The organism is Paenibacillus ottowii, assembly GCF_050516475.1.
GTDB lineage: Bacteria > Bacillota > Bacilli > Paenibacillales > Paenibacillaceae > Paenibacillus > Paenibacillus ottowii.
Window position 1 is genome coordinate 1,831,741 of sequence record NZ_CP191577.1, and the last position, 23,633, is coordinate 1,855,373.

The 23,633-nt window shown below is 47.6% G+C and carries 22 protein-coding genes; 17 read left to right on the top strand and 5 right to left on the bottom strand.

Features of this window, described 5'->3' with window-relative positions:
* Window positions 1-153: 153 nt before the first annotated feature.
* From ACQQ6X_RS08635 to ACQQ6X_RS08665, 7 genes are all read left to right on the top strand, one after another.
* Window positions 154-2,223, top strand: coding sequence for a bifunctional aldolase/short-chain dehydrogenase (locus tag ACQQ6X_RS08635; RefSeq protein WP_305168194.1), 2,070 nt, complete (start codon window positions 154-156; stop codon window positions 2,221-2,223).
* A 227-nt stretch (window positions 2,224-2,450) separates the two neighbouring features.
* Window positions 2,451-3,671, top strand: a complete 1,221-nt coding sequence (gene rhaI / locus ACQQ6X_RS08640) for an L-rhamnose isomerase (protein ID WP_305168195.1) — start codon at window positions 2,451-2,453, stop codon at window positions 3,669-3,671.
* On the top strand, window positions 3,668-5,143 hold the full coding sequence (locus tag ACQQ6X_RS08645) for a rhamnulokinase (protein WP_305168196.1): 1,476 nt from the start codon (window positions 3,668-3,670) through the stop codon (window positions 5,141-5,143). Before rhaI ends, ACQQ6X_RS08645 begins: the two co-directional genes overlap by 4 nt.
* 20 nt (window positions 5,144-5,163) lie before the next feature.
* Entirely contained in the window at window positions 5,164-5,922 is a 759-nt protein-coding gene (locus ACQQ6X_RS08650; protein WP_305168197.1) for a DeoR/GlpR family DNA-binding transcription regulator, read from the top strand.
* A gap of 169 nt (window positions 5,923-6,091) precedes the next feature.
* The gene (locus ACQQ6X_RS08655) at window positions 6,092-6,820 is read left to right on the top strand and encodes a (Fe-S)-binding protein (protein WP_149032955.1); all 729 of its coding nucleotides are present in this window, start codon (window positions 6,092-6,094) and stop codon (window positions 6,818-6,820) included.
* Window positions 6,817-8,337, top strand: a complete 1,521-nt coding sequence (locus ACQQ6X_RS08660) for a LutB/LldF family L-lactate oxidation iron-sulfur protein (RefSeq protein WP_305168198.1) — start codon at window positions 6,817-6,819, stop codon at window positions 8,335-8,337. The genes ACQQ6X_RS08655 and ACQQ6X_RS08660 overlap by 4 nt, the downstream gene beginning before the upstream one ends.
* Window positions 8,330-9,085, top strand: a complete 756-nt coding sequence (locus ACQQ6X_RS08665) for a LutC/YkgG family protein (RefSeq protein WP_305168199.1) — start codon at window positions 8,330-8,332, stop codon at window positions 9,083-9,085. The genes ACQQ6X_RS08660 and ACQQ6X_RS08665 overlap by 8 nt, the downstream gene beginning before the upstream one ends.
* Window positions 9,086-9,100: 15 nt before the next feature.
* On the opposite strand, the gene ACQQ6X_RS08670 is transcribed toward ACQQ6X_RS08665, so the two are convergent.
* The 4 genes from ACQQ6X_RS08670 to ACQQ6X_RS08685 all read right to left on the bottom strand — a co-directional run bounded on the left by ACQQ6X_RS08670 (window position 9,101) and on the right by ACQQ6X_RS08685 (window position 12,848).
* Window positions 9,101-10,207, bottom strand: a complete 1,107-nt coding sequence (locus ACQQ6X_RS08670; RefSeq protein ID WP_305168200.1) for a sensor histidine kinase — start codon at window positions 10,205-10,207, stop codon at window positions 9,101-9,103.
* A 15-nt stretch (window positions 10,208-10,222) separates the two neighbouring features.
* The gene (locus ACQQ6X_RS08675; protein WP_305168201.1) at window positions 10,223-10,924 is read right to left on the bottom strand and encodes a response regulator transcription factor; all 702 of its coding nucleotides are present in this window, start codon (window positions 10,922-10,924) and stop codon (window positions 10,223-10,225) included.
* 88 nt (window positions 10,925-11,012) lie between these two features.
* The gene (locus tag ACQQ6X_RS08680) at window positions 11,013-12,224 is read right to left on the bottom strand and encodes an acyltransferase (RefSeq protein ID WP_305168202.1); all 1,212 of its coding nucleotides are present in this window, start codon (window positions 12,222-12,224) and stop codon (window positions 11,013-11,015) included.
* 198 nt (window positions 12,225-12,422) lie between these two features.
* A complete protein-coding gene (locus ACQQ6X_RS08685; RefSeq protein ID WP_305168203.1) occupies window positions 12,423-12,848 on the bottom strand; it encodes a CHRD domain-containing protein in 426 nt (141 codons plus the stop codon).
* A gap of 168 nt (window positions 12,849-13,016) precedes the next feature.
* On the opposite strand from ACQQ6X_RS08685, the gene ACQQ6X_RS08690 reads away from it, so the two are divergent.
* From ACQQ6X_RS08690 to ACQQ6X_RS08700, 3 genes are all read left to right on the top strand, one after another.
* Window positions 13,017-13,439, top strand: a complete 423-nt coding sequence (locus ACQQ6X_RS08690; RefSeq protein WP_149032959.1) for a hypothetical protein — start codon at window positions 13,017-13,019, stop codon at window positions 13,437-13,439.
* 235 nt (window positions 13,440-13,674) lie between these two features.
* Window positions 13,675-14,835 (top strand): rhamnogalacturonan acetylesterase, encoded by a 1,161-nt coding sequence (locus ACQQ6X_RS08695; protein ID WP_305168204.1) that lies wholly within the window; start codon window positions 13,675-13,677, stop codon window positions 14,833-14,835.
* A 117-nt stretch (window positions 14,836-14,952) separates the two neighbouring features.
* Complete coding sequence (locus ACQQ6X_RS08700) at window positions 14,953-15,276, top strand: MGMT family protein (protein ID WP_305168205.1); 324 nt, start codon at window positions 14,953-14,955, stop codon at window positions 15,274-15,276.
* A 175-nt stretch (window positions 15,277-15,451) separates the two neighbouring features.
* Here the strand turns inward: ACQQ6X_RS08700 and ACQQ6X_RS08705 are convergent, their stop codons facing one another.
* Window positions 15,452-15,640 (bottom strand): hypothetical protein, encoded by a 189-nt coding sequence (locus tag ACQQ6X_RS08705; protein ID WP_013370989.1) that lies wholly within the window; start codon window positions 15,638-15,640, stop codon window positions 15,452-15,454.
* A gap of 320 nt (window positions 15,641-15,960) precedes the next feature.
* On the opposite strand from ACQQ6X_RS08705, the gene ACQQ6X_RS08710 reads away from it, so the two are divergent.
* From ACQQ6X_RS08710 to glpX, 7 genes are all read left to right on the top strand, one after another.
* On the top strand, window positions 15,961-17,127 hold the full coding sequence (locus ACQQ6X_RS08710) for a TolC family protein (RefSeq protein ID WP_305168206.1): 1,167 nt from the start codon (window positions 15,961-15,963) through the stop codon (window positions 17,125-17,127).
* A 13-nt stretch (window positions 17,128-17,140) separates the two neighbouring features.
* Entirely contained in the window at window positions 17,141-18,601 is a 1,461-nt protein-coding gene (locus ACQQ6X_RS08715) for an efflux RND transporter periplasmic adaptor subunit (protein ID WP_305168207.1), read from the top strand.
* A 6-nt stretch (window positions 18,602-18,607) separates the two neighbouring features.
* On the top strand, window positions 18,608-19,327 hold the full coding sequence (locus ACQQ6X_RS08720) for an ABC transporter ATP-binding protein (RefSeq protein ID WP_013310161.1): 720 nt from the start codon (window positions 18,608-18,610) through the stop codon (window positions 19,325-19,327).
* On the top strand, window positions 19,324-20,535 hold the full coding sequence (locus ACQQ6X_RS08725; protein WP_305168208.1) for an ABC transporter permease: 1,212 nt from the start codon (window positions 19,324-19,326) through the stop codon (window positions 20,533-20,535). Before ACQQ6X_RS08720 ends, ACQQ6X_RS08725 begins: the two co-directional genes overlap by 4 nt.
* Window positions 20,536-20,771: 236 nt before the next feature.
* Window positions 20,772-21,386 carry a helix-turn-helix transcriptional regulator gene (locus ACQQ6X_RS08730; protein WP_223822107.1) on the top strand — a complete coding sequence of 205 codons (615 nt, stop codon included), beginning with the start codon at window positions 20,772-20,774 and terminating at the stop codon, window positions 21,384-21,386.
* A 13-nt stretch (window positions 21,387-21,399) separates the two neighbouring features.
* On the top strand, window positions 21,400-22,203 hold the full coding sequence (locus ACQQ6X_RS08735; protein WP_063213726.1) for a pyruvate, water dikinase regulatory protein: 804 nt from the start codon (window positions 21,400-21,402) through the stop codon (window positions 22,201-22,203).
* Window positions 22,204-22,350: 147 nt separating this feature from the next.
* Complete coding sequence (gene glpX, locus ACQQ6X_RS08740) at window positions 22,351-23,328, top strand: class II fructose-bisphosphatase (protein WP_305168209.1); 978 nt, start codon at window positions 22,351-22,353, stop codon at window positions 23,326-23,328.
* Window positions 23,329-23,633 lie beyond the last annotated feature (305 nt).

Consider the following 23,633-nt stretch of genomic DNA (forward strand, 5'->3'; position numbering starts at 1 on the left):
TTAAGAATGGATAAAATTAAAATTTATTTTTGATTATTTTTGTATTTTATATTTTCAAATTAAAACAAAAGTGTTATAGTCTCCATAAATAAAAATATATCCACCTTAATAAAGTTATTCAAAACAAAAACAGAACTTGGAGGTCTTTTTCCTATGGTACAAAGTCTATGGAATTCTTCACAAGCATCTGAACAGAAAAGCACGCTGGAACAACTCGTATATCGTTCTAACCTGATTGGCACAGATCGGAGCGTGTGCAACTGGGGAGGCGGCAACACTTCGGCCAAAACGACGATACAAGATTTTCGCGGGCGTGAAGTTGAAGTGATGTACGTTAAGGGGAGCGGTTCCGATCTTGCAACCATGAAAGCGCATAACTTCACTGGGCTTCGTATGGAGGATATTCGTCCATTGTTTGAATGGGGAGATATGTCTGACGAGGATATGGTCGCATATTTGGCGAACTGTATGATAGATGCCAAACATCCGCGGGCTTCCATTGAGACACTGCTACACGCATTTTTGCCTTTTAAGCATGTCGATCATACACATCCGGACGCGATTATCAGCTTATGCTGTGCGCATAACGGTCAGGAAATTGCTAAGGAAATTTTCGGTGACCGTTTTGTATGGGTACCTTATATCCGTCCCGGTTTTAAGCTATCGAAAATGATTGCCCAAGGAGTACTTGATCATCCACAAGCTGAGTTGGTATTGATGGAAAAGCATGGCTTGGTTACGTGGGGAGACACGTCCGAAGCGGCTTATGCCAAAACGATCGAAATCATCCAAGAAGCAGAAAGTTATATTAAAGCTCGTCAAGCGAAAAAGCAGGGGTTTGGAGGTGCAAAGTATGAATCGCTTACTTCAAAAGGGCGCCGTAGTATTGTGTCCCAAGTCATGCCATCCATCCGGGGTGCAGTCAGTGATGAGAAAAAGATGATCCTCACCTTTGATGACGCAGAGGATGTGTTGGAATTTGTGAACGGCCGGGATTCTGCCGCTTTATCTCAGGTCGGAGCAGCATGCCCGGATCATCTCGTTCATACCAAAATGAAACCGCTTTATGTGGATTGGACACCAGATATGGAGGATGTAGAGGGGCTGAGAGTTAAGCTTGCCGAGGGTATAGCAGTCTATAAAGAGCAGTACCAAGCTTATTTCGAGCGCAATCGACATGAAGGAGACGTGAGATTTGAAGCAGCGCCGCGTGTAATCCTGATTCCGGGTGTCGGTATGATTAATACAGGCAAAAGCTGGAGTAATGCGCAGGTGAGCGGCGCTCTGTATCATCGGGCAATTGCTGTTATGCGAGGAGCAACGGCGTTAGGAGAGTTTGTTTCGCTCAGTGAAAATGAATCTTACAACGTGGAATATTGGCCGCTGGAGCTTTATAAGCTGTCACTGGCGCCAGCAGAAGCGGAATTTTCACGCAAAATTGCGTTCATTACAGGCGGTGCAGGCGGAATTGGCAGTGCGACCGCACGGCGTTTGGTGGATGAAGGTGCGCATGTTGTATTGGCAGACCTGAATCTGGAGGGTGCGCAAAAGGTAGCCGCAGACATCAATCGCAGTTACGGTGAAAACCGAGCGATTGCCGTGAAAATGGATGTGACGCAGGAGGAGCAGATCCAGGCGGCCTATGCCGAGACGGCGCTGACCTATGGTGGTGTAGATGTCATTGTTAACAATGCTGGGCTTGCTACATCCAGTCCGTTCGATGAAACATCATTAAAGGAATGGAATTTAAATGTAAACGTGTTGGGAACAGGTTATTTTTTGGTCGCGCGTGAAGCATTCAAGCTGATGAAGGAACAGACACTTGGCGGAAGCATGGTGTTCGTTGGTTCCAAAAACTCAGTCTACGCGGGTAAAAATGTAACGGCCTACAGTTCGGTCAAGGCGCTGGAAGCGCATCTGGCCCGCTGTATTGCCGCAGAAGGCGGCGAATACGGTATCCGCGTGAACACGATTTTGCCGGATGCGATTTTGCAAGGCTCGGCAATCTGGAACTCCAATTGGCGCAATGAGCGAGCCGCTGCCTACGGCATCGAGCCAGATCAGCTGGAGGAGCATTACCGCAAGCGAACGACGCTGCTGGTCAACATTTATCCGCAGGATATCGCTGAGGGCATTGCCTTTTTCGCCTCATCCAAGGCGGAGAAAACGACAGGCTGTATGCTGACCATCGACGGCGGCGTCCCAGCAGCCTTTACACGCTAGCAAATTGAAATGAACCTAACACTTTAAATTAGAAGTGACTTTATGTGTGGTCACCAGCGGAGCGGGCGGAATTGTTTTGAAGAAGCGGAGCGTTCGCCTTTGCAACGGGATTTTAACCTTATTATGTGTTGCAAAATGAAAAATCCCGTTGCAACAGCGATCGGAAGAACAATCCGCACGCGAAGCGGCCTCCCATAACTCACTTCATTTTCCAAGGAGGAACCACGATGAGTGACAAAGCGTACGCCTTATTCGAGGAACAGCAGCAGCAACGAGGCATTGACCTGGAGCAAGTAAAGTCAAGACTGAAAGCGCTTAATATAGAAACGCCTTCCTGGGGATATGGAGACTCAGGTACACGGTTCAAGGTCTTCCAGAAAACGGGCGTGCCGCGTGATCCGTACGAAAAGCTGGAGGATGCCGCACAGGTTCATGCCGTGACAGGTTTATGCCCATCTGTTGCTATTCACATCCCGTGGGATAAAGTAGACGATTACGGCAGACTTCGCAGTCATGCTGAAAGTCTCGGCCTAAAAATAGGGGCAATAAATCCCAATCTGTTTCAAGACGAGGACTATATGCTCGGTAGCGTTACCAATGTAGACCCGGCAATCCGTCGCAAGGCTATCAACCATTTGTTAGAATGCGTGGATATTGCCAAGGAAACGGGCTCCAACGATTTTAGCTTATGGTTCGCAGACGGAACCAATTATCCCGGCCAGGGGGACCTTCGCAAACGCAAAAATTGGATGCTGGAGGCGCTGCGTGAAATGTATAAGGCGCTTACGCCGGACATGCGCATGCTGATTGAATACAAGGCGTTTGAGCCAGCCTTTTACCATACGGATATTGCCGATTGGGGCATGGCGTACCATTACGCGACCAAGTTGGGGCCACAAGCACAGGTGCTGGTGGATACTGGGCATCATCTGCCGGGAGCCAACGTGGAGCATATTGTTGCGTTCTTAATGGATGAGCAGCGACTGGGCGGCTTTCATTTTAACAGTTATAAATATGCGGATGATGATCTGATCGTGGGCTCTGCTAATCCGTATGAGCTGTTTTTAATCTTTTACCAGATTTTGAACGCAGCGCAGGATGTCGATGCAGATATCCGCCATGCTGTTGATAAAATCGCTTATTTGATCGATCAGTCGCACAATATCGAACCCAAAATTCCGGCCATGATTCGCTCGGTACTGAATGTGCAAACTCAATATGCGAAGGCACTTTTGATTAATCATGCAGAAGTGGAGGAAGCGGCGAGTCGTCAGGATGTGCTCGGTGCGGAGGATGCCGTACGCCAAGCGTTCGAGTTTGATGTGGCACCGTTGCTCAAAGCGATCCGTGAAGAGCAAGGATTACCTGCAGATCCAATGAAAGCCTACTTGGCTTCTGAGTATGGTACGCAGATTTTGCAAAGAGGCAAGGGTGGTGCGAGCTGGTGAGCATCCTCGCATATGATCTGGGGGCAAGCAGCGGCAGGGTTCTGCTCGGAAAATTAACCGATTCACGTATCGTAGTGGAGGAGATCCATCGCTTTTCCAATGATCCGGTCAAGGTCGGCGAACGCCTGCACTGGGATATACTGCGTCTGTATCACGAGGTGCAGCAGGGATTGCTCAAAGCCAAGCATATGGGAGTGAATCCGTCCAGCCTGGCGATCGACTCCTGGGCAGTCGATTTTGGACTGATTGGGGAAACTGGGGAATTGCTGGGCAACCCTTATCATTATCGGGATTGGCATACACACGGGGTGATGGAGAACGTACAGGAACGGCTGGGAAAAGAGTTTATTTTCCAGCGCACAGGCATTCAGTTTTTGACATTTAATACGATTTATCAGCTGGCCGCTATGCGGAAGATGAGTTCACCCTTGCTGGAGCAGGCAACGCATTTCTTAATGATCCCTGATTTGCTGCGATATTTTCTGACAGGTGAAATGTATCATGAATTTTCGAATGCAACGAGCACGCAATTATATCATCCGCTACGGCAAAAATGGGATGATGAGCTTTTGTCTGGAATCAACATTCCCCGTTCTTGGTTTGGAGAGGTACTGGAGCCGGGAAGTGTTGCAGGTACAATCCGTTCATCTTTGATTACGGATTTGGGTGTTGGAGCGATTCCCGTGATTGCAGTAGCAGAGCATGACACAGGATCAGCGGTAGCTGCGGTGCCTGCGCTGGAACGGTCCTTTGCGTACTTGAGCTGCGGAACATGGTCCCTGATGGGAACGGAGACCGCACAGCCTGTAATCAATGATGATACGCTTCGATTTAATTTTACAAATGAAGGCGGCGTGGGTCGGACCTACAGGCTGCTAAAAAATATCATGGGACTGTGGATTCTACAGGAGGCGCGCAGAGAGTGGGAGCGGCAGGGAAACTCCTACTCCTTTCCTGAATTGGTTCGGTTGGCAGAACAGGCGCCGGCGTTCACTTGTTTGGTTGACCCGGATGATGAACTGTTTCTGCATGCCGGGGATATGAAAACACGCATCCGCCAATACTGCCGCAATACCGGGCAGCCATTGCCGGATACGCCGGGAGAGATTACGCGCTGCATTCTGGAAAGTCTGGCGTTAAAGTATCGTTATATTTTGGAGCTTACGGAACGGGTGTCAGGACAACGTTTTAATGGTTTGCATATGGTCGGTGGGGGAATTCAGAACCACTTGCTGTGCCAATGGACGGCCAATTCGATTCAAAAACCGGTGTGGGCGGGACCCGCAGAAGCGAGCGCAATTGGCAATCTTGCGGTACAATGGATGACACAGAGAAAGTTCTCCGATATATGGGAAGCACGCCGGGTCATTGCAGATTCTATTGTCGTAGAGGAATATGAACCTGCCGAGTCAGAAGCGTGGGAGGATGCCTATGGGCGGTTCCGGCGGGTGACAGGACTTTTTGTACATTAAAGAGGTGGAGTGAGATTGCCATGCTGGTCGCAGAAAGATATGAAATGATTGTGCAGCTCGTGAATGAAAGAGGAAGCATACGGGTGTCCGAATTAAGTGAGCTGTGTAAAGTAACGGAAGAAACGATCCGACGCGATCTGGATCGACTGGAGCAGGCGGGACGGCTGCGCCGTTCGCATGGGGGGGCGGTTAGTGTCAAAAACGAGCAGCCTGAAACCCCTTATGCGGTACGGGAAATTATGAACGCAGAGGAAAAGCGTCGAATTGCTGAGGAAGCGATCAAGCAGATTCAGCCACATGATCGCATTTTACTGGATGCCAGTACGACGGCCTGGTATATGGCTTCCAGTCTGCCGGATATTCCTTTAACGATATTGACCAATTCGATTCGGGTAGCTACAGAGCTGGCAGGTAAGGAAAAAATCGAGGTCATTTCGACGGGAGGTCAGTTGCTTCAACGTTCACTGTCGTTCGTGGGTCCTCTTGCAGAGCGTTCATTAGAAACCTATCATGTAGATAAGCTGTTTTTTTCAAGTCAGGGAGTTCATCTGGATCGCGGCATTAGTGAATCGAATGAGCTGCAAGCTCGGTTGAAGCAGAAAATGGTCAGCATTGCGGATCGCGTGATTTTACTGGCAGATGCGAGCAAGTTCGGGCAGCAGGCGTTTACACATGTCGTGCACTTGTCACAAGTGTCCGAAATAATCACAGATTCACGGTTGTCGGACCCGATTCGTAGTCAGCTCGCAGAGCTGTCCATTCCAGTTACGATTGTGTAAGTATGGAGTTTCTGGAGGGAGGCTACTCCTCGTTTCATTTGATCTTACGATTGCTGTTGCAGTGGGATTCTTGGATGATGTAAAACACCTATAGGCGAGCATCCCACTGCAAGCTTATGCTTATGATGAAAGTTTTCCTTGTGGAAAATGGACAGAAGGGGTGTGTCGTATGAAGGTATCTTTATTTATTACCTGCCTGAGCGATGCCATTTATCCAAGAGTAGGAGAAGCGATGGCACGCTTGCTTGCCAGATATGGTGTCGAGCTGGAATTTCCCAAGGTGCAGACATGCTGCGGGCAGCCGTCCTATAACAGCGGCTATTGGGACGAAACAAGGGCAGCGGCAAAAACGATTTTGAGAGCGTTTAATGACAGCGATTTTGTCGTGGCTCCTTCTGGTTCCTGCACGTATATGATTCATCATTACCCGGAATTGTTTAAGGATGAGCCCAAATGGTTGGATTCGGCACGGAGGCTGGAGCAAAAGACGTATGAGTTTACACAATTTATGGTACAGGTGCTTGGCGTGACCGATGTGGGCGCGTCTTTTCCGCATACGGTAACCTACCATCCGTCTTGTCATGGAACACGTTTGCTCGGCGTAAAGGAAGAACCGATGAAGCTGCTTGGCAGCGTAAAGGGTTTGCAATTAGTGCCGCTTCCTTTTGCTGAGGACTGCTGTGGGTTTGGTGGTACTTTTGCGGTGAAAATGCCCGATATTTCGGGAGCGATGGTAACTGAAAAAGTGGACCATATCAGGGAGACGGAAGCCGAGGTATTGGTCGGATTGGATATGGCCTGCTTGATGAACATCGCCGGAAATCTTAGATATCGGGAAGAGCCAGTTCGGGTGATGCATCTGGCAGAGCTGCTGTATGAAGGGGTGAAACACGCATGACCGCTGTACATACACATTCTATGAACCAAAAGGTCAAAGAACGCGCAGAGCTAGCTCTGAATGACGATTTTCTGCGGAATGCAGTTCGTTTCACTACCGAGCGACTACGCAATGGCAAGCGGGTAGCTTCAGAACAGCACGGAAATTGGGAGGAATGGCGTGAGCGGGGGCGTCAAATTCGGCTTCATACCATTGCCCATCTGGACTATTACCTAAATCTATTTGTAGAAAATGCCCGTGCCAACGGGGTGCATATCCATTTTGCCGACACCGCAGTGGATGCCGTACGCATTACACTGGACATTGCCGCGCATAACCAAGCACGTTCTGTCGTCAAATCCAAGTCGATGGTGTCAGAGGAGCTGCATTTGAACCAGGCGCTGGAAGGTGCGGATATCGAGACGATTGAAAGTGATCTCGGTGAGTATATTATTCAACTGGCAGGTGAGGCGCCATCTCATATCGTAATCCCTGCGATTCACAAAAACCGTTATCAGATTGCCGAGTTGCTGTCCAAAGAAGCGGGGGAGGAGCTGTCCGCAGATACGACGATTTTGGCCGGCTTTGTCCGCAAAAAGCTGCGTGAAAAGTTTCTGGATGCGGATATTGGCATGACAGGCTGCAATTTTGCCATTGCCGAGACGGGTTCCATGGTCCTGTTCGAAAATGAAGGTAACGCACGTATGGTTTCCACGCTGCCCAAAACACAAATTACACTGATGGGTATGGAGCGGATTATTCCATCCTGGACAGATTTGGAAGTGATGGCTACATTGCTGCCACGCTCCGCTACCGGACAGAAGCTGACGATGTATATGTCCGGTATTTCTGGACCCCGGCGCAGCCAGGATGCTGATGGACCGGAGGAAATGCATATCATCATCGTAGATAATGGACGTTCGCTTCAGTTAGGCAATCCCGAATTTCAGGAGTTGTTGAATTGCATTCGCTGCGGTGCTTGCCTCAACGCCTGTCCAGTGTACCGACACATTGGGGGACACGCGTATGGCGGGACATATAGCGGCCCTATCGGCGCAGTGCTTACGCCTGCCCTTCACGGCAACATCGAAGAATGGAACGATATTGCAAGTGCATCCAGCTTGTGCGGGGCGTGTTATGAAGCTTGTCCGGTCAAAATACCACTGCATGATATGCTGGTTTATTTGCGTAGACGCAAGGTGGAAGGGGGACAAGGGGATAAGCTGGAGACGGCCGGGATGAAGGGTTTTGCGGCAGTCGTTTCCAGCTCGAAGCGATTCGCTGCGGCGATCCGGCTTGGGCAGATCGCACAGAAAGCGGTCGTCCGTAAAGGTGAAATTACCCTTAAGCTTGGCCCCTTAAAAGGCTGGAATACGTATCGTGTGGCTCCTGGTTTAGCGAAAAAATCCTTCCGTCAGCACTGGAACACACTGGCACGTGAGCTGGAGCAGGAACGCAAGGTCATGCACCCGGACATTCTCAGCCGAATGGAGACAATCTTGGCAGACAGAAGTAAAGGAGGGGCCCAGCATGAATGAACGGCGTAGTCCTTCTGCGCAAGCAAAAGCGGAGCATGAAGCGTGGCTTCATCAAATGGAAGCCGAATCCCGTGTCAAGCAGATGCGCTTTATGGAGGGGATTGCGGCGCGGCTCAAGCGTCCGCGGCAGACGGAGCCACCGATGCAGCCGTTTCGCGGCGCACCTGCGTTTTGGCACGAATTCGAATGGGATGCGGAGCAGCGGATCGAGGAATTCACCGCCAACTTTACAAGTGTTGGCGGACATGTCGTGCGTCTGCCGGATTTGGAGGAGACGGCGGACTGGATCGCGCACAAGGCGCGCGAGCTGGGAGCGGCTTATATCGTCCGGCAAAATGAGCCGGACCTGGATGCGCTCCAGTTGGAAGCAGCGCTGCCGGAAGTCCGACTGTCGGTGTGGAACACCGATCCAGCCGAAGACTGGAAGGCGCGCGCTGCGGAAGCCGATATCGGCATTGTCATGGCCGATGAGGCCGCCGCCTACACCGGCTCGGTAGCGGTGCTATCTGCGCCGGGGAAGGGGCGCTCGGTCAGTCTGCTGCCGACCGTGCTGATCATTCTCCTGCCAGTAGAGCGTCTGCGAACACGACTGGGCGAGATTTTAAGCCGCTTTGATGAAGCCGGACGCGAGCTGTTGCCGGCAGGTATTCATTTTATTACCGGGCCGAGCCGCTCGTCCGATATTGAAAATGACTTGACGATCGGGGTACACGGACCGGGTATCGTGTATACGCTGTTGATTGGTTAGCGTTACACTGCCCGTCTAACGAGCACGATAGAGCGGAAAACGTGTTTCAAAATCCGTTTGTCTGCGATTGCTCCTAACCGAAATGCGGCCATTGTGCAGCTCGGTAATGCTTTTGGTAATGGCCAGCCCCAGACCGGTGCCTCCGGTTTCCTTGGAGCGTGATTTGTCCACTCTGTAAAACCGTTCAAACAGATGCGGAACATCTTCCGGTGGAATCGGGGTACCGTAGTTGGTGCAGATGACTATCGCTTCATCGCCTTCACGTCCTATGGTGATATCGAGCCGCTTGCCCTCCTTGCCGTATCGAATCGCGTTGGAAAATAAATTTTCATACAGGCGTACCAGCTCGTCCGTATCAGCCAAAATTCGAACGGGCTCAACGATTCGGACACGATAAGACATGTCGGCCTGTTCCAGCGAGGGTACAAATTCCTCAGCAAGCTGAGTGAGCAATTTGCCGAGGTCTACAGGCTCCAACTCCAGTGGCAGGCTGCCACCACTCACACGCGTGTATTCAAATAACTCGTCGATCAGCTTTTTAAGCGTCAGTGATTTTTCATAAGCAATGTTCACATAGTAGCGCAGCTCAATCTCGTCCCGGTAACGGTCGGTTTCAATGTACTCCAAAAAGCCGATCACAGATGTTAGCGGGGTGCGAAGATCGTGGGATACGCCAGTGATCAGGTCGTTTTTCGCTTTGGCGGAGGCTCGTTCTTCTTCTAGTGAACGACGGAGCTTGTCTGCCATCGTATTCATATTTTTCGCCAAGGTTGCCAGCTCATCCGCTGAAGATACCGGAATCGAATAGGATAGATTTCCGTCCGCAAACTCCTGCATCCCTGTCGTAATCTCGCGTAGATAGCCAATCGTATTTTTGGTAAAAAGGAAAAAGAAATAAATATATAAAGGCAGCCCGCCTACCAACATGATCAGTGAGGAACCAATATGATTTACGGTCCAGCGGATCAACCGGGTGCCAAAAAATGAACGGGAGGGATTCAGCCATAACAGCAGAGATGCCCCATAGTAAAACACCATTAAAATCAGTCCAGTTAAAGTGAAGGCGGCAAGGCTAAGGGCTGCCAGCTTCCATCCCAGCGTGTCGTATCGTTTTGCCTTCAAGACACAAATCCTCCATTAATCAAATTTTTCCATTTTATAGCCGATGCCCCACACCGTTTTCAGATATTTGGGTTTTCTCGGATCTGTCTCAATTTTCTCGCGAATTTTACGCACATGAACCATTAACGTGTTATTGGATTCCAGATATTGCTCTTTCCAGACCTTTTCATAAATCTGCTCCATGCTCAGCACTTGGCCCCGGTGCCGAGCCAAAAGCTCGACAATGGCGAACTCACGTGGAGTCAGCTTGACGGGTTCTCCGGCGAGAGTGACCTCATGCGTAACAGCGTTAATAGAGAGTTCATCCAGTACCATTTCATGCTCCAAAACAGGCGAGGATTGGGTATATTTCCGTACTCTGCGCAGCTGGGATTTGATGCGTGCTACGAGCTCCAGCGGGCTGAACGGCTTGGTGACATAATCATCGGCCCCAACGCTGAGCCCTGTAATTTTGTCCATATCTTGTCCCTTCGCGGACAACATAATGATTGGAAAATGCTCGGTTTCCCTGATTTTCATGCAAGCTTCAATCCCGTCCATATTGGGCATCATCACATCCAGCACCATTACATCTATCTGCTCCCGACTGACCTGCTCCAGCGCTTCCAGTCCGTCCCGGGCCACGAGCAAGCGATACCCTTCATTTTCCAAATATATTTGCATGAGCTTAATTATCTCAGGTTCATCGTCTACTAATAAAATGGTTCCGTTATGCATGATTTTGCACCCTTTCTGTTCTTTCCAGCTGTATACAATATGGGCGTATTATATACTTTTTTAAAGATGGAGGCTACGAACACTGATTTCAGGTTGCTTGCTGGGTGTCATCAGTCTTTGGATAGAACGAATTTGGTTGGGAAAACTGGATCTCTTTGCTTGAGTTACCTTTGCCTGTTCCCGGTAGTTGACCGAACAAGATCCAGGCAAAGGGCAGGAAGCGGGAGATGACTGACACGACGAGCCAGGAGCAAAGAAGTGCACAAAAAAAACCTCCAGCGTACCACAGATGGATAAGCTGCGGTGAGCCGATGTGTGGTGAAAACTGCCGATACAGAAGCAGGAAGAACGGATGAATCAGATACACACCAAAAGATAGTGTGCCCAGACGCTCCAGCTTGCGAATGACAAAGGAATGTTGTCTCCGATACATGAGAAAGGAAATCTGTAGTAATACTAACGTACTAGACAGGCTGTATATATTGTACATAAGTTCAAAAACTAGCGAATTGTACGAAGTTCCGTACATTCTATTTTCATACCACATATAGACATGAATGGTAGCTGAAATCAGCCATAAAGCCCAAATTACAATCCATGTCAGCACGCCGGCAAAGCTTCGTTCCTCTTTACGCATCAGAAACCAAGTTCGGAGCTGGGGATAGTAGTAACCGAGAGCAGAGCCCAGCATGTAGCAGGCCACATAGGACAGCGCCCAGCTGCCTTTATTTTGAACCTGAAAGAGAAATTTATTGCTAATTATAAATGCCCACTGTACCAGTAATCCAATGACAATAGACCATTGCGGAAATTGCCGATATCGCTGGAATAGCCACAGTACGCATGGAAATGCAAGATAGAATTGCATCATGATAAAAATATAATATAAATGGGTGTAGGCTTTGCCTGTGATCAGCTTCAGAGCAAAGCTTTCCGCCAGTGAAGTTATACTCCACGGTTCGTTACTGCCAGCCATAAGGGACAGGATGAAATAAAAGAGAGAGAACATGACATAAGGTAAGAGGATGTACAGCAGTCTCTGCTTATAAAAGCGTCTCAAGAGCTGTCGTCCCATCGGACGATCCTTATAGTTGTAGAACAGCACCATGCTGCTAAGTGCGATAAATACAGGGGTACCATACTTCATCAATACATTGAGCGCATTATATACAACATACAGGCTGGAATGTGTAAGTTGAACCGTTGCATAAGACGTGGCATGTACCATTAGGACGGCTAAAATTGCCATGGCTCTGACCAACTGTAATTCGGGAATTTTTTCTTTGGTCCTAGGCTTCATAAGCTTCATTTCCTTTCAGTAGTGAACTATATCTTGTTGAACTCTTTCTATTAAAAGATAAAGTTCTTAACAACCTGAAAGGGAGTGGCTTAAGAATCGCTTATCAACTTCTTAACTTTTGTTAAGAATTAAGCAAAGAACTTCCATAGGCTCAAAATGAGCGGCATGGAAGTTCTTTTTACTACTCATGTTCATTTGTTATTTGCAGCGTTTGATAGGTGCGCGTCTAATTTGTCCACGAATGGCGCCGTTCGGATGACGGATTGTGCGGACATTGACGTAGGCATTGCCCTCTCTGATTTGGCATATCAAATCATAAATGGTTTTGCCTCTGAGCGGACCAGTAAGATCACATGCACGTAGCACACCACTAACGACGCCTCTTTTTACAGTTATCCCGAATTTTGAAGGACCAAACAGGGTAGCAACAATAGGTCCGTTTTCACCTCTTCGTCCCAGATGAATGTGCGCTTCAGTTACTCGTGAAATATTGCGAACAGTCAGCTCAAAGCTTAATTGTTGCCTTGATGGACGATAATGAAATTCCGCAGTTCCTGTTGCATTTGTTCTGACCGGAGGTACTTCATTAGCCCCTCTCAATGTGGCTCTAAACTTATTAGACATTACGTCCCTCCTTTCCCAGTGTTGATTTAGTGTATTCACAGCACCAGCAGTAGGGCTGCACATTCGCCTATGCAGCAGAAGTTGTGTGTTTCACAAGTTATTCAGTCCAAGCAGAAAACGAATTTTCTCATAAACTATGAGTATCTGATAGAGAGAGGAGGAGAAACCATGGGAACATTTATTGATGGGAGAACATCCCAAAATGCTTCAACAGCCAATTCTATTGCAATTCCAATTACTCTTTTAAATACGCCTCAATTGTTTGGGCAGATCGGATTAAACACACAGGGAGCTACAGGTACGCCACGGGTTCTGCTTAAAGGAACCATATCGCTTCAGCTTCCGCTTGCTTTAGTAGGGATTACAATTACGATTGTGAGAGGTACGCTGGCAACAGATCCTGTTGTTTATTCAGCTACGTCAACTTTTAACTTGAGTTTATTAGCTCCACAGGTGATTACGTTCTCAGCAGATGATTTTAACCCGCCGATTAGTCCACAACTGGTGTATACGGCTTTTGTTTCTTCTAACTTGCTGGGCACAATACGTGTAGGTCCAGAGAGTTTTGACGGTATTCTGGTTGCCGATTAATATAGTAATCTTAAAATAACGAATTTTGCTTCATACAGCTTCGCAGTTGAGTCTGCGAAGCTTTTTATGTACAGGCATACGATTGTAGTAGATCAAACTTACTATCAGACTCTTTTTTATTTGCATTAGAATTACATAGGTACAACCGTGCAACTATTGGTAGAATTTAATGTATACGCTTACAATGGCTTGTTTTTTGCTTCGTACAATTAAAAATCTGGAGGAGGAATGAAAAATGAAGTGGAAAAAAGGATTGACTGGTATGCTTTTGGCAGCTTTTTTATGTGGCGCACCAGGGTTGGGTATAGCTCCCTCGGCACATGCATCTACTACCGAGTACAAGTTTGATTTTGGCGGGGGTGCGGTCGAAACGGGTTATACCGGAGTGAGTGCCTCACTGTCCTATAATTCAGCACGCGGTTATGGCTTTCGTACCCCTGAGAAAATGCGTAATGTCAATACGTCAGGGACTGGAGTGGCAAGTGATGCGGTACAATTCCTGGCTACAGGAACGAAAAGCGAGAATACTTTTGACGTCGATCTTCCTCCAGGTTTATACGAGGTGTCGGTGACTTTAGGAGATACTTCCCGTTCGAGTGTTGCGGTCGAAGGGGTGTATCAGGTCATAAATATGACGGGAAATGGGGCCAAAGATCGCTTTCAAATCCCAGTGACAGACGGTCAGTTAAATCTGCTGGTTACTGAAGGCAAAGAGGGTGCATCCTTCACGCTCAGTGCACTGGAAATCAAACAATTGTCTAGTAATCCGGTTACGAATCGCACAATTTATATTGGCGGGGATTCTACAGTATGTAACTATTATCCGCTAGACAGCAGCGTGCAGGCGGGCTGGGGTCAACTGCTGCCGGAGTTTGTAAACCCGAATACTTTTCAAATTCGCAATATGGCGTCAGGGGGCCAAATTGCTAGAGGGTTCCATCAGGACGGGCAGTTGGAGGCAATCGTTCAATATATCAAGCCGGGGGATTATTTTATTCTCCAGTTAGGCATTAATGATACCAATCCAAAGCATAACGAAAGCGAAGCGGAATTTAAGGACTGGATGCGGGATATGATCCGGCAGGTGAAAGCTAAGGGGGCGACGGTAATTCTGTCAACACCGCAAGGCCGAGCCACTGACTTTAATGCTAACAATGTACACAACGCAGAAAACAGATGGTATAGAAGCGCTATTTTGGCGTTGGCTCAAGAAGAACAAACGCCTTTAGTCGATCTGAATGTTCTCAGTTCAGCTTATTTCACCTCTATTGGCAAAGAAGCTACGCTGGCCTTGTATATGAACGGTGATACCCTGCATCCAAACCACGCAGGCGCAAGAGAACTGGCGCGATTGGTAGCACAGGATCTAAAAAGACAGGGTCTGAGTGGGTTCTAAATTGCAATGAAAGATTTCCCCTGCTGCTTACATGTAAAAAGGAGCAGGGGTTTTTGGTCTCTGTTCAGGGTGCTATAATAATAGAAAAAAGCAATAGTAATGCGGAGGAATGAGAACATGCAGCCTTTCACTGCCCGTGTGCTTCAAATTATATTGCTGATCCCTGAGGGAAAAGTAATGACTTACGGTCAAATTGCGGCAGAGGCCGGAAGCCCAAGAGGAGCTAGACAGGTGGTGCGAATTTTACATACAATGAGCCAAAAACACCGACTCCCATGGCACCGAGTAGTCAACCGCTTGGGTGAGATTGCTTTACAGGAGGATGAGTCCGCATCCTTGCAGCGCCTGTACCTCGAAGAGGAGGGCATACAGTTTAATGCAAACGGACGTATCCCATTGAATCAATATCTTTATCATCCGCCGGCGGAGATGGACGAATAGGCGAGAAATGAGCCAAGGTGGCAATGACTTTGAGCTACTATACACTGGTCTGAATCCTTGCCCAAAAGAGACAGGACAAATCAAGCTATGATTTGTCCCGTCTCTTTTTAATTAGCGTATCATGCGGATTAATGAAGGATGGCGTTCATATAAAGCACTAGATTTCCAAGTAGGCTTATCCAATCAGATGCTGCTGATCCCGCTGGGCAAGGTGAAAAGAAATACTGTTCATCAGCGGTATATCATTATTTTTTCGGGCTTCCCGAATGAGTTGTTTCTTTTTTTGTTCTGATTCGCGCAGAAAGCGAGTCATCCACAAGTCAGACGGTTCGTTAGTAGTTGTCATACGAGATTCTTTTATCATCTATTAACCCTCCTAGTGAGCGGCTGTTATTCTTTCTCTAGTATATGCTTCAAACCTTAATAGATGCTGTTGGTTTCCTTAAAATTAGCTGAAATTTAGGTAAAGTTCAGGTAAAAATAGATTAAATCTATGTCTAGTGGGACGCAAAGTAACTTACAATGAGTTATCTGGCAGTAAAGGTTACAAAAATGTATTGTTTTGACACCTTGTACCAACATAAACCTGAAAGTACAATTAGAATGCGAGGAATTCGTGGAAATTTATGTCGAAAAGAATGGAAAAGATTCGAAGGATGCACTTGAAAGGGGAGAATCTCATTTATGAAGCCAAAAGCGGCTGCCGTGCTGCTTGTACTGTCTTTTTCAACAGGCTTGGTCACCACTGTCCAGGCTGACAGTTCATCAGGAAGCATTACAGCAAATGTGTCAGTTAATTCATCATCTGCTGCGGCTACGCCGAAGACATCATCTGTCACGGGACAGACTCTACCTCCATTAACGCTCAAGCAGGCAGTAGAATGGGCACAGACGAACAGCTACAATACGCGTTCTGCCGAGCGGGATGTAGAGCGGCGCAGACTTGAATTGAAAAATGCAGAAAAGGAGCTGGGCAATTCACCTGTCGATTATATAGACGATGATTATGTGGATAATGAAACGTCCTGGAGGAATTACAGTTCCTCGACGTTATCTTATCTAGCCAGCAAAAAGCAGGCGCAATACGCCAAAGACCAGATTTATTTTAATGTAATGAAAAGCTATCAAAGTGTGTTTGTAGCAGAGAATCAGCTGAAAAATGATCTGGAGGCGCTGGAAATCGCCCAAGCGGAGGAAAAGATTGCCCTTGCCAAATTTGTGCGTGGCAAGCTGTCTGAATATGCGAAAAACGAGAGCACACAGGCCAGGGTTCAGGCGGAACAAGCGGTCGAACAGGGAAAAATTGCATTGCAAAAATCCAGAGATGCACTCAACTTCCTCATGGGACAGCCTAACGGGACAGCCTATGAAATGGTGGATCGACCCGTGTACAAAGAACCGAAGAAGCTGGATATCGAATTACATATACAACAGCTGACAGACATGAATCCAAATTTATGGAAGCTGGAGGATAGTATCAAAACTTCGGAGCTCAATGTGAGATATTTTGATTTTAACAGCGGCGCCGGTGCTTACGATCTAGCTAAAATGGATGTCGATACAGCTAAAGAGGAGCTTGCCAAAGGTCAAAAGGATTTTGCCGAATCACTCCGCAATTTGTATGCCACGGTTAAGGAAAACCAAAAGAAATATGTACAGCTGGAGGAAAGCTTGCGTACGGCAAAAGAAGCCTTGGAGTTATCACGTAAAAAGTGGGCCAGAGGTCTGGTTATCGAGATGGAATTGAAAAATAATCAGTTGAAAGTGAACCAGATTGAACGCCAAATGGAAGAGCTGGCGATCGAGTTGGACCAAAACGAGTATACGTTGAACAAGCCATGGAGCACATAGGGAGGAAAAGGCGTTGGCAGAAACGGTTTTAAATGATGCTTTAATCAAGCTACGGAGAAAACGGAGAAAAAAATGGATCTGGACTGCGATTGTTTTACTGGTTGTAGGCGGTGGCGGTGCAGCAGTATATCTGAATATGCCCAAAGAGCAGGCAGCACCTATAGTTCAGGATGAGAAGCTTAAAGTAGAGCGCGGCGATGTGAGCGAGAAGCTGGACACGTCCGGTACTGTGCAAGCATCCAAGGAAGTGAAGCTGAACTTCACGAGTGCAGGCGATAACAAGCTCGCTGTGGTCAACGTGAAAGCCGGGGACAAGGTAAAAAAAGGGCAAGTACTGGCGCTTTTGGACAGCTCGGAAATTAAAATGCAAATTCAGAGTGCGTCTGATTCTTTGGAGATATCCAAAGCCAAACTGGCTGAATTGGAGAAGGGGCCCAAGGCCGAGGACATTGAAATTCAGAAAACCAATGTACTTCGGGCCAAAATGGCTGTTGATACAGCGCAAGAATCATTTGAACTGGAAGAAGCCGAGAGTCAGAAGAAAGCTTCCCAAAAGCAGTTGGAGCAAGCGCGGAAGGCATATGAAGACCAAAAGTTTTTACATGATGCCGGGGCTGTATCCAACAGTGAATTGGAGCAGGCAGAGCAAGCACTGGATAAAGCACAAACGGACTATGATAATCTAAACTTACAGTTCCGCAAAATCATGTCGCAAAAACGTCGTACCATTTCAGAGGCCGAAATCGGCTACCGTGCCGCATTGGCTGAGCTTCACAAGACTCAGGTTCCGGCTGATGCATCGAGTATTCAATCCTCACGGATCGAGGTACGAAGACTGGCGACCGAGCTGGAGCAGAAAAAAAATGAACTGAACAAGCTTCAGGTCACGGCACCGTGGGATGGTGTGATCCTGAAGGTGAACGGAGATGTGGGGACCAGTCCGACGGCTCCATTTATTACCATGAATAACTCGGATTCCAACGATCTTAAAGTAGTTGTGAAGGTAAGTCAGAATGACATTGTCAAGGTAAAAAAGGGGCTTACGGCTGTGTTGTCGACCAATGCATATCCGGGTGAATCGTTTCCAGGGAAAGTGCAATTCGTCTCACCGGAAGCTTCTACGGATGAAGGGATGACGACGTATCTGATGGAACTGTCTGTTCACGACCCGAAAGGCAAGCTTAAAACAGGCATGATTATGAATGTGGCCGTTATTTTGGGAGTACACAAAAATGTACTGTTCGTTCCTGCGACTGCACTGAGATCCGAAGGCGGACAGGACGGCGTGTATGTATCTGCTAATAACGCTGCGAATCCGGGAGCACGCACATTCAAGCCCGTAGAACTTGGATTTTACACGCCAGATCGTGTAGAGATTAAGTCCGGTGTTAAGGAGGGTGACACGGTTATTGTGCCTGCCCCTGAACCTCCGCCAGATCCTTCCGCAATGGGCGGCATGCAGGGAGGCTTTTAAACAGGCATGAGACATGTTATTCAAATTGAGGGTTTGAAAAAAGTATACCATGTTGGAGATCAGGAAATTCATGCTCTGCGTGAGGTTCAGCTTGATATTGCTGACGGTGATTTTGTTGCGATTATGGGACCGTCTGGATCAGGCAAGTCCACAATGATGAATGTCATCGGCTGTCTGGATTTACCTACGTCAGGACAATTTTATTTGGATGGATATTCGATATTAGATGCCCGCGAGGATGAACTGGCTATTATACGTAATCAGAAAATCGGATTTGTATTTCAAAAGTTCCACTTGCTTCCTCGATCAACAGCTCTTGAAAACGTGGAACTGCCTATGATCTATGCGGGGGTTTCTGCCAAAGAGCGTCGTTTGCGGGCCATGGAAGCCCTCACAAGCGTAGGTCTAGGCGACCGGATGAACAACAGGCCAAACGAATTGTCAGGCGGTCAGCAACAACGGGTATCCATTGCACGTGCACTTGTGAACAATCCGGTTATTCTTTTGGCGGATGAGCCGACAGGAGCTTTGGACTCCAAAACAAGTGTGGAAATCATGGGGATTTTCCAGCGATTAAATGATCAGGGGAAAACGGTCGTACTGGTTACTCATGATCAAGAGGTTGCGGAATATGCCAAGCGTCTGATTCACTTTCGGGATGGGCGGATTGAAAAGGATCAGCCTGTTGAGGAACGAAGAATGGCGGCAGAGGAAGTGAAGGCATGAAGTTTCAGGAAATTATCCGTGTATCGCTCAACAGTTTGCGCACCAATATGCTGCGATCCTTGCTAACCATGGTAGGTATTATTATTGGAGTGGCTGCTGTGATTGCGATTGTAGCCATTGGTAAAGGATCAACGGCTACGATTACATCGCAGATCAACAGTATGGGAAATAATCTGCTGATGATTTATCCTTATGCTCCATATGATGGGTCAAGCTCCATATCGTTTAATCAGACGAAAGGAATATCACTGGAAGATATCGAGGAGCTAGAGCAGCAAAAAGCAGTAGCCGAGGTAGCGCCAAGTGCGATGACCAATGCAGATATTACATGGAGTCGCAATAAGGTCAACGTGCAAATTGAGGGGACTTCGCTGGGATTTGTTCATGTGAGAAAGTTGTCGCTCGCGCAGGGCAGATCCTTTACCCACTATGAGGTGGATAAACGGCTAAATGTTGTTGTATTGGGGAGTGATGCGGCCCGTAATATTTTCGGCCCGGATGCCTCCAAAGCGGTAGGTGAGATCATTATGATCAAGCAACTGCCCTTTAAGGTGGTTGGTGTGCTGACTAATTCCAATTCAAATATGAATAATAGCGGACAGCAGGTATATGTGCCGATTACAACGGGGATGGAACGACTAGGTAATATGAGCATTCAGCAGGTGAATGCCTCTGCAACAACGGAGGACAAGATTGATCAGGCAAGTGCTGAAATTCGGCAGGTGCTGCGGGTCAGACATGAGTTAAAGCCATCAGAGGGCGATGATTTTCAAATTATGACCCAGACGGAAATCCTAAAAACAGTGTCCGGGGTTGACCGGGTTATGAATATGCTGCTGATCGGCGTGGCTGCAATTGCGCTTGGCGTTGGCGGTGTCGGCATTATGAATATTATGTTGGTGTCCGTCACGGAGCGTACGAGAGAGATCGGAATTCGCAAAGCGATCGGTGCGCAGCGCAGTGACATTATGCTGCAGTTTGTGGCTGAGGCTGTTTTTCTCAGTCTAATGGGCGGACTGGTCGGCGTAATGGTGGGTCTTGGAGGTGCAAAGCTGCTCGAGAAATTCGCCCAAATGCCAATTGTGTATTCGATGGAGCCAGTACTGTATTCTTTTCTGTGCTGCATGGGTGTTGGAGTGCTGTTCGGAGTATATCCGGCGCGGAAGGCCTCGAAGCTGCGTCCGATTGACGCTTTAAGATACGAATAAGGAAATGGGTGCTTTGCCTTACTCGAAAGAGAGGGATAAAGTACCCGTTTTTTGTATGAAATAAGTGTTTTAAATGGTAGAAGGAGATGAATAACCACCTTAATTTTATATATGTGATGTTTTATATGCTTTTTTAGGTTGATTTATTATTATATATGACGTATTATATTCAATATCAGATCGCAAGTTAAAAAGGAGGGGCGTTCATCATCGACCTTACGGCAAGACAAGTAGAAATTTTAAACATCGTACAAAAGCATGCCCCGATTACGGGTGACCAGATTGCGGAAATGCTTAATCTCAGTAAGGCGACCATTCGGACCGACCTATCCAAATTGGGCATTCTGAATTACATAGATGCAAAGCCCAAGGTTGGTTATTTTGTTGGAAAGCGGGGCACGCCGAACCGGGAGGAAAAATTCCGGCTTTTGCAAATGAAGGTCGGTGATCTTCACGGGGTTCCAGTCATCGTACGTGAAACAACCACAATTCAGGAAGCAGTCGTAGCTCTATTTTTGGAAAATGTGAGCAATTTGATCGTCACTGATGAAGATGGGGATTTAGCAGGGGTAGCTTCCCGCAAGGATTTGCTCAAGGTCACGCTAGGCAATCCTAACGCAGCAACCATTCCTGTCAGTCTGGTGATGACCCGACAGGCGAATGTGGTCACTGTTTCCCCAGAGGATACCGTATTAGAGGCAGCACGCAAAATTATTGCCCGTCAAATCGACAGCCTGCCTGTCGTCGTCCCCTCGGATTCCGACAAACCAGGAGAGCACTGGAAAGTTGTGGGACGTATTACAAAAACAAATATTATTAAAATGTTGCTCGATATGGTAGCAGAGGATTAATGGGAGGAATCGAATGGTTCAGGCGAGCAGTCATTTTATAGCGATCTGTTCAGACTCGATTGGCGAGACGGCAGAAGCTGTCGTACAGGCGACTATGCGCCAATTTGAGTTACCAGACACAGAGATTAAAAGATTTATGAACGTGAGGGATGAAGACGAGCTGAGTCGGGTAATGGAGGAAGTTGCTGAGCGTAAGGGCTTTGTAGCTTATACGCTGGTACAGCCGGAATTGAGAGAGGCAATGAAGGAGGAGGCTGTCCGGCTGAATGTGCGAGCTGTCGATATTATGGGGCCGATGATGCAGGCGTTTGCTGATACGTTTCATAACGATCCCAAAGAAAAGCCTGGCCTACTGCACCGACTGGACGACAACTATTTTCGGCGTGTAGAGGCACTGGATTTTGCGGTTCAATATGATGATGGCAAAGATGTGAGCGCCATTCTCAAAGCAGATATTGTATTGCTGGGCGTGTCTCGTATCTCCAAAACTCCTTTATCTATGTTTCTCGCACATAAAGGTTATAAAACAGTTAACATTCCGATTGTACCGGAGCTGACACCACCCGTTCAATTGAAGGATGTTCAGCATGGCCGAGTGTTCGGATTGACGATCCAGCCGGAGCTGCTGTTGAAAATACGCAGTGAACGACTAAAGGTTATGGGGCTTCCTAATAATGTGCAGTATGCCACAGCAACAAGGGTGGAAGAGGAAATCGCGTATGCGCAGTCTTTGTTTAAAGAGCTGAATTGTCCAGTCATTGATGTTACAGATAAAGCAATTGAAGAGACAGCAGGCTTGATTGTCCGAATGTTGTAGAAATGAAGTAACTTAGCAGCAGCTTATATAAAGAGAATATGAATCACAGGATACAGGAGTGTAAATATAAAAGGCAGCAAAACTGCCCTGAAAATATTTATTTGCCTATGGGTACCCATTATTTTTAGGAGAGGTGGAGGGATAAGTATGGAGAGTCAAATGGCATTGGAATTCGTTCGGGTAACAGAGGCAGCGGCACTGCAATCGGCACAATGGACAGGGCGTGGAGATAAGAATAGCGCGGACGAGGCGGCAACAGTAGCCATTCGTACTCATTTTAACGCGGTATCCATGGACGGCACGGTCGTGATTGGCGAAGGTGAAATGGATGAGGCTCCCATGCTGTATATCGGGGAGAGAGTAGGCAATCGCAGAGGTCCAGCCATGGACATTGCTGTTGATCCTCTGGAGGGGACGGAAACGGTGGCGAACGGTTTAAATAATGCACTGTCGGTCATTGCTGCTGCACCTCGCGGGGGGCTACTTCACGCTCCAGATATGTACATGCAAAAATTAGCCGTGGGACCAGCATTGGCTGGAAAGCTGTCACTAGAGGACTCGATCCCGACCACATTGTCAAAAGCAGCGCGAATACTGGGGAAATCCTTGTCTGATCTTACGGTGTCGATTCTGGATCGTACCCGGCATGCCGGGATCATCCAGCTCTTGCGGGAAAGTGGTGTTCGGATCAAGCTGCTTGGTCATGGGGATGTGATGGGTGCAATTGAAACCTGCCTGGATGGCGGTGTAGATTTGCATATCGGGTCTGGTGGCGCTCCTGAGGGCGTATTGGCTGCGGCAGCGCTAAAATGCATGGGCGGAGAATTACAGGGCCGCCTGCTGCCTCATGGAGAAGAAGAGATTGCACGTTGCCAGCGCATGGGTATTACTGATCCGGGGGCATTGCTGTCAATGGAGGATATGGTCGGACGCCAAGGCGTGATGTTTGTCGCTACAGGTGTGACGCCTGGTGAATGGTTGCAGGGTGTTCGTTCTCTGCCCGGTCACAGAGCTGAAACCCATTCAGTTGTAATGCATTCGGATACAAAAACGATTCGATTCGTGCGAAGTATTCATCATACAGCGGATTCTTCCGGTACGCTTGCGGCAGCGGCATCCTCTTGATCGTTGAAGTCAAGATTTACCTTACTGTTGAAATCAATCATAATCAACTTATAAAACAGCAAGTCTCTAACAACTGGGGACTTGCTGTTACTGTTTTTTAGGAGATGTAAGACTAAAAAGCAGGGATATAAATTTCTAAAAAACTGGCACTTTTGGAGTAAAAATAGAAACGTTTCTATTAGGGTTTGAAAAGAAAAATTATAGTATCGGAAGAGAAAAAATAGAATCGAACTAATTTTTTTAGACGAAGAGTTCAAGAAAATTATGAATAATTTAGTCCTTTAGAACCATGAATAAACCCCGTT

Coding starts and splice junctions, on each gene's coding strand:
- ACQQ6X_RS08650 (WP_305168197.1), top strand. CDS start 5,164: ATGCTGGTCGCAGAAAGATATGAAATGATTGTGCAGCTCGTGAATGAA.
- ACQQ6X_RS08685 (WP_305168203.1), bottom strand. CDS start 12,848: ATGTCTAATAAGTTTAGAGCCACATTGAGAGGGGCTAATGAAGTACCT.
- ACQQ6X_RS08705 (WP_013370989.1), bottom strand. CDS start 15,640: ATGATAAAAGAATCTCGTATGACAACTACTAACGAACCGTCTGACTTG.
- ACQQ6X_RS08710 (WP_305168206.1), top strand. CDS start 15,961: ATGAAGCCAAAAGCGGCTGCCGTGCTGCTTGTACTGTCTTTTTCAACA.
- ACQQ6X_RS08695 (WP_305168204.1), top strand. CDS start 13,675: ATGAAGTGGAAAAAAGGATTGACTGGTATGCTTTTGGCAGCTTTTTTA.
- ACQQ6X_RS08720 (WP_013310161.1), top strand. CDS start 18,608: ATGAGACATGTTATTCAAATTGAGGGTTTGAAAAAAGTATACCATGTT.
- ACQQ6X_RS08680 (WP_305168202.1), bottom strand. CDS start 12,224: ATGAAGCCTAGGACCAAAGAAAAAATTCCCGAATTACAGTTGGTCAGA.
- ACQQ6X_RS08700 (WP_305168205.1), top strand. CDS start 14,953: ATGCAGCCTTTCACTGCCCGTGTGCTTCAAATTATATTGCTGATCCCT.
- ACQQ6X_RS08725 (WP_305168208.1), top strand. CDS start 19,324: ATGAAGTTTCAGGAAATTATCCGTGTATCGCTCAACAGTTTGCGCACC.
- ACQQ6X_RS08665 (WP_305168199.1), top strand. CDS start 8,330: ATGAATGAACGGCGTAGTCCTTCTGCGCAAGCAAAAGCGGAGCATGAA.
- ACQQ6X_RS08635 (WP_305168194.1), top strand. CDS start 154: ATGGTACAAAGTCTATGGAATTCTTCACAAGCATCTGAACAGAAAAGC.
- ACQQ6X_RS08690 (WP_149032959.1), top strand. CDS start 13,017: ATGGGAACATTTATTGATGGGAGAACATCCCAAAATGCTTCAACAGCC.
- ACQQ6X_RS08655 (WP_149032955.1), top strand. CDS start 6,092: ATGAAGGTATCTTTATTTATTACCTGCCTGAGCGATGCCATTTATCCA.
- ACQQ6X_RS08660 (WP_305168198.1), top strand. CDS start 6,817: ATGACCGCTGTACATACACATTCTATGAACCAAAAGGTCAAAGAACGC.
- ACQQ6X_RS08735 (WP_063213726.1), top strand. CDS start 21,400: ATGGTTCAGGCGAGCAGTCATTTTATAGCGATCTGTTCAGACTCGATT.
- glpX (WP_305168209.1), top strand. CDS start 22,351: ATGGAGAGTCAAATGGCATTGGAATTCGTTCGGGTAACAGAGGCAGCG.
- rhaI (WP_305168195.1), top strand. CDS start 2,451: ATGAGTGACAAAGCGTACGCCTTATTCGAGGAACAGCAGCAGCAACGA.
- ACQQ6X_RS08675 (WP_305168201.1), bottom strand. CDS start 10,924: ATGCATAACGGAACCATTTTATTAGTAGACGATGAACCTGAGATAATT.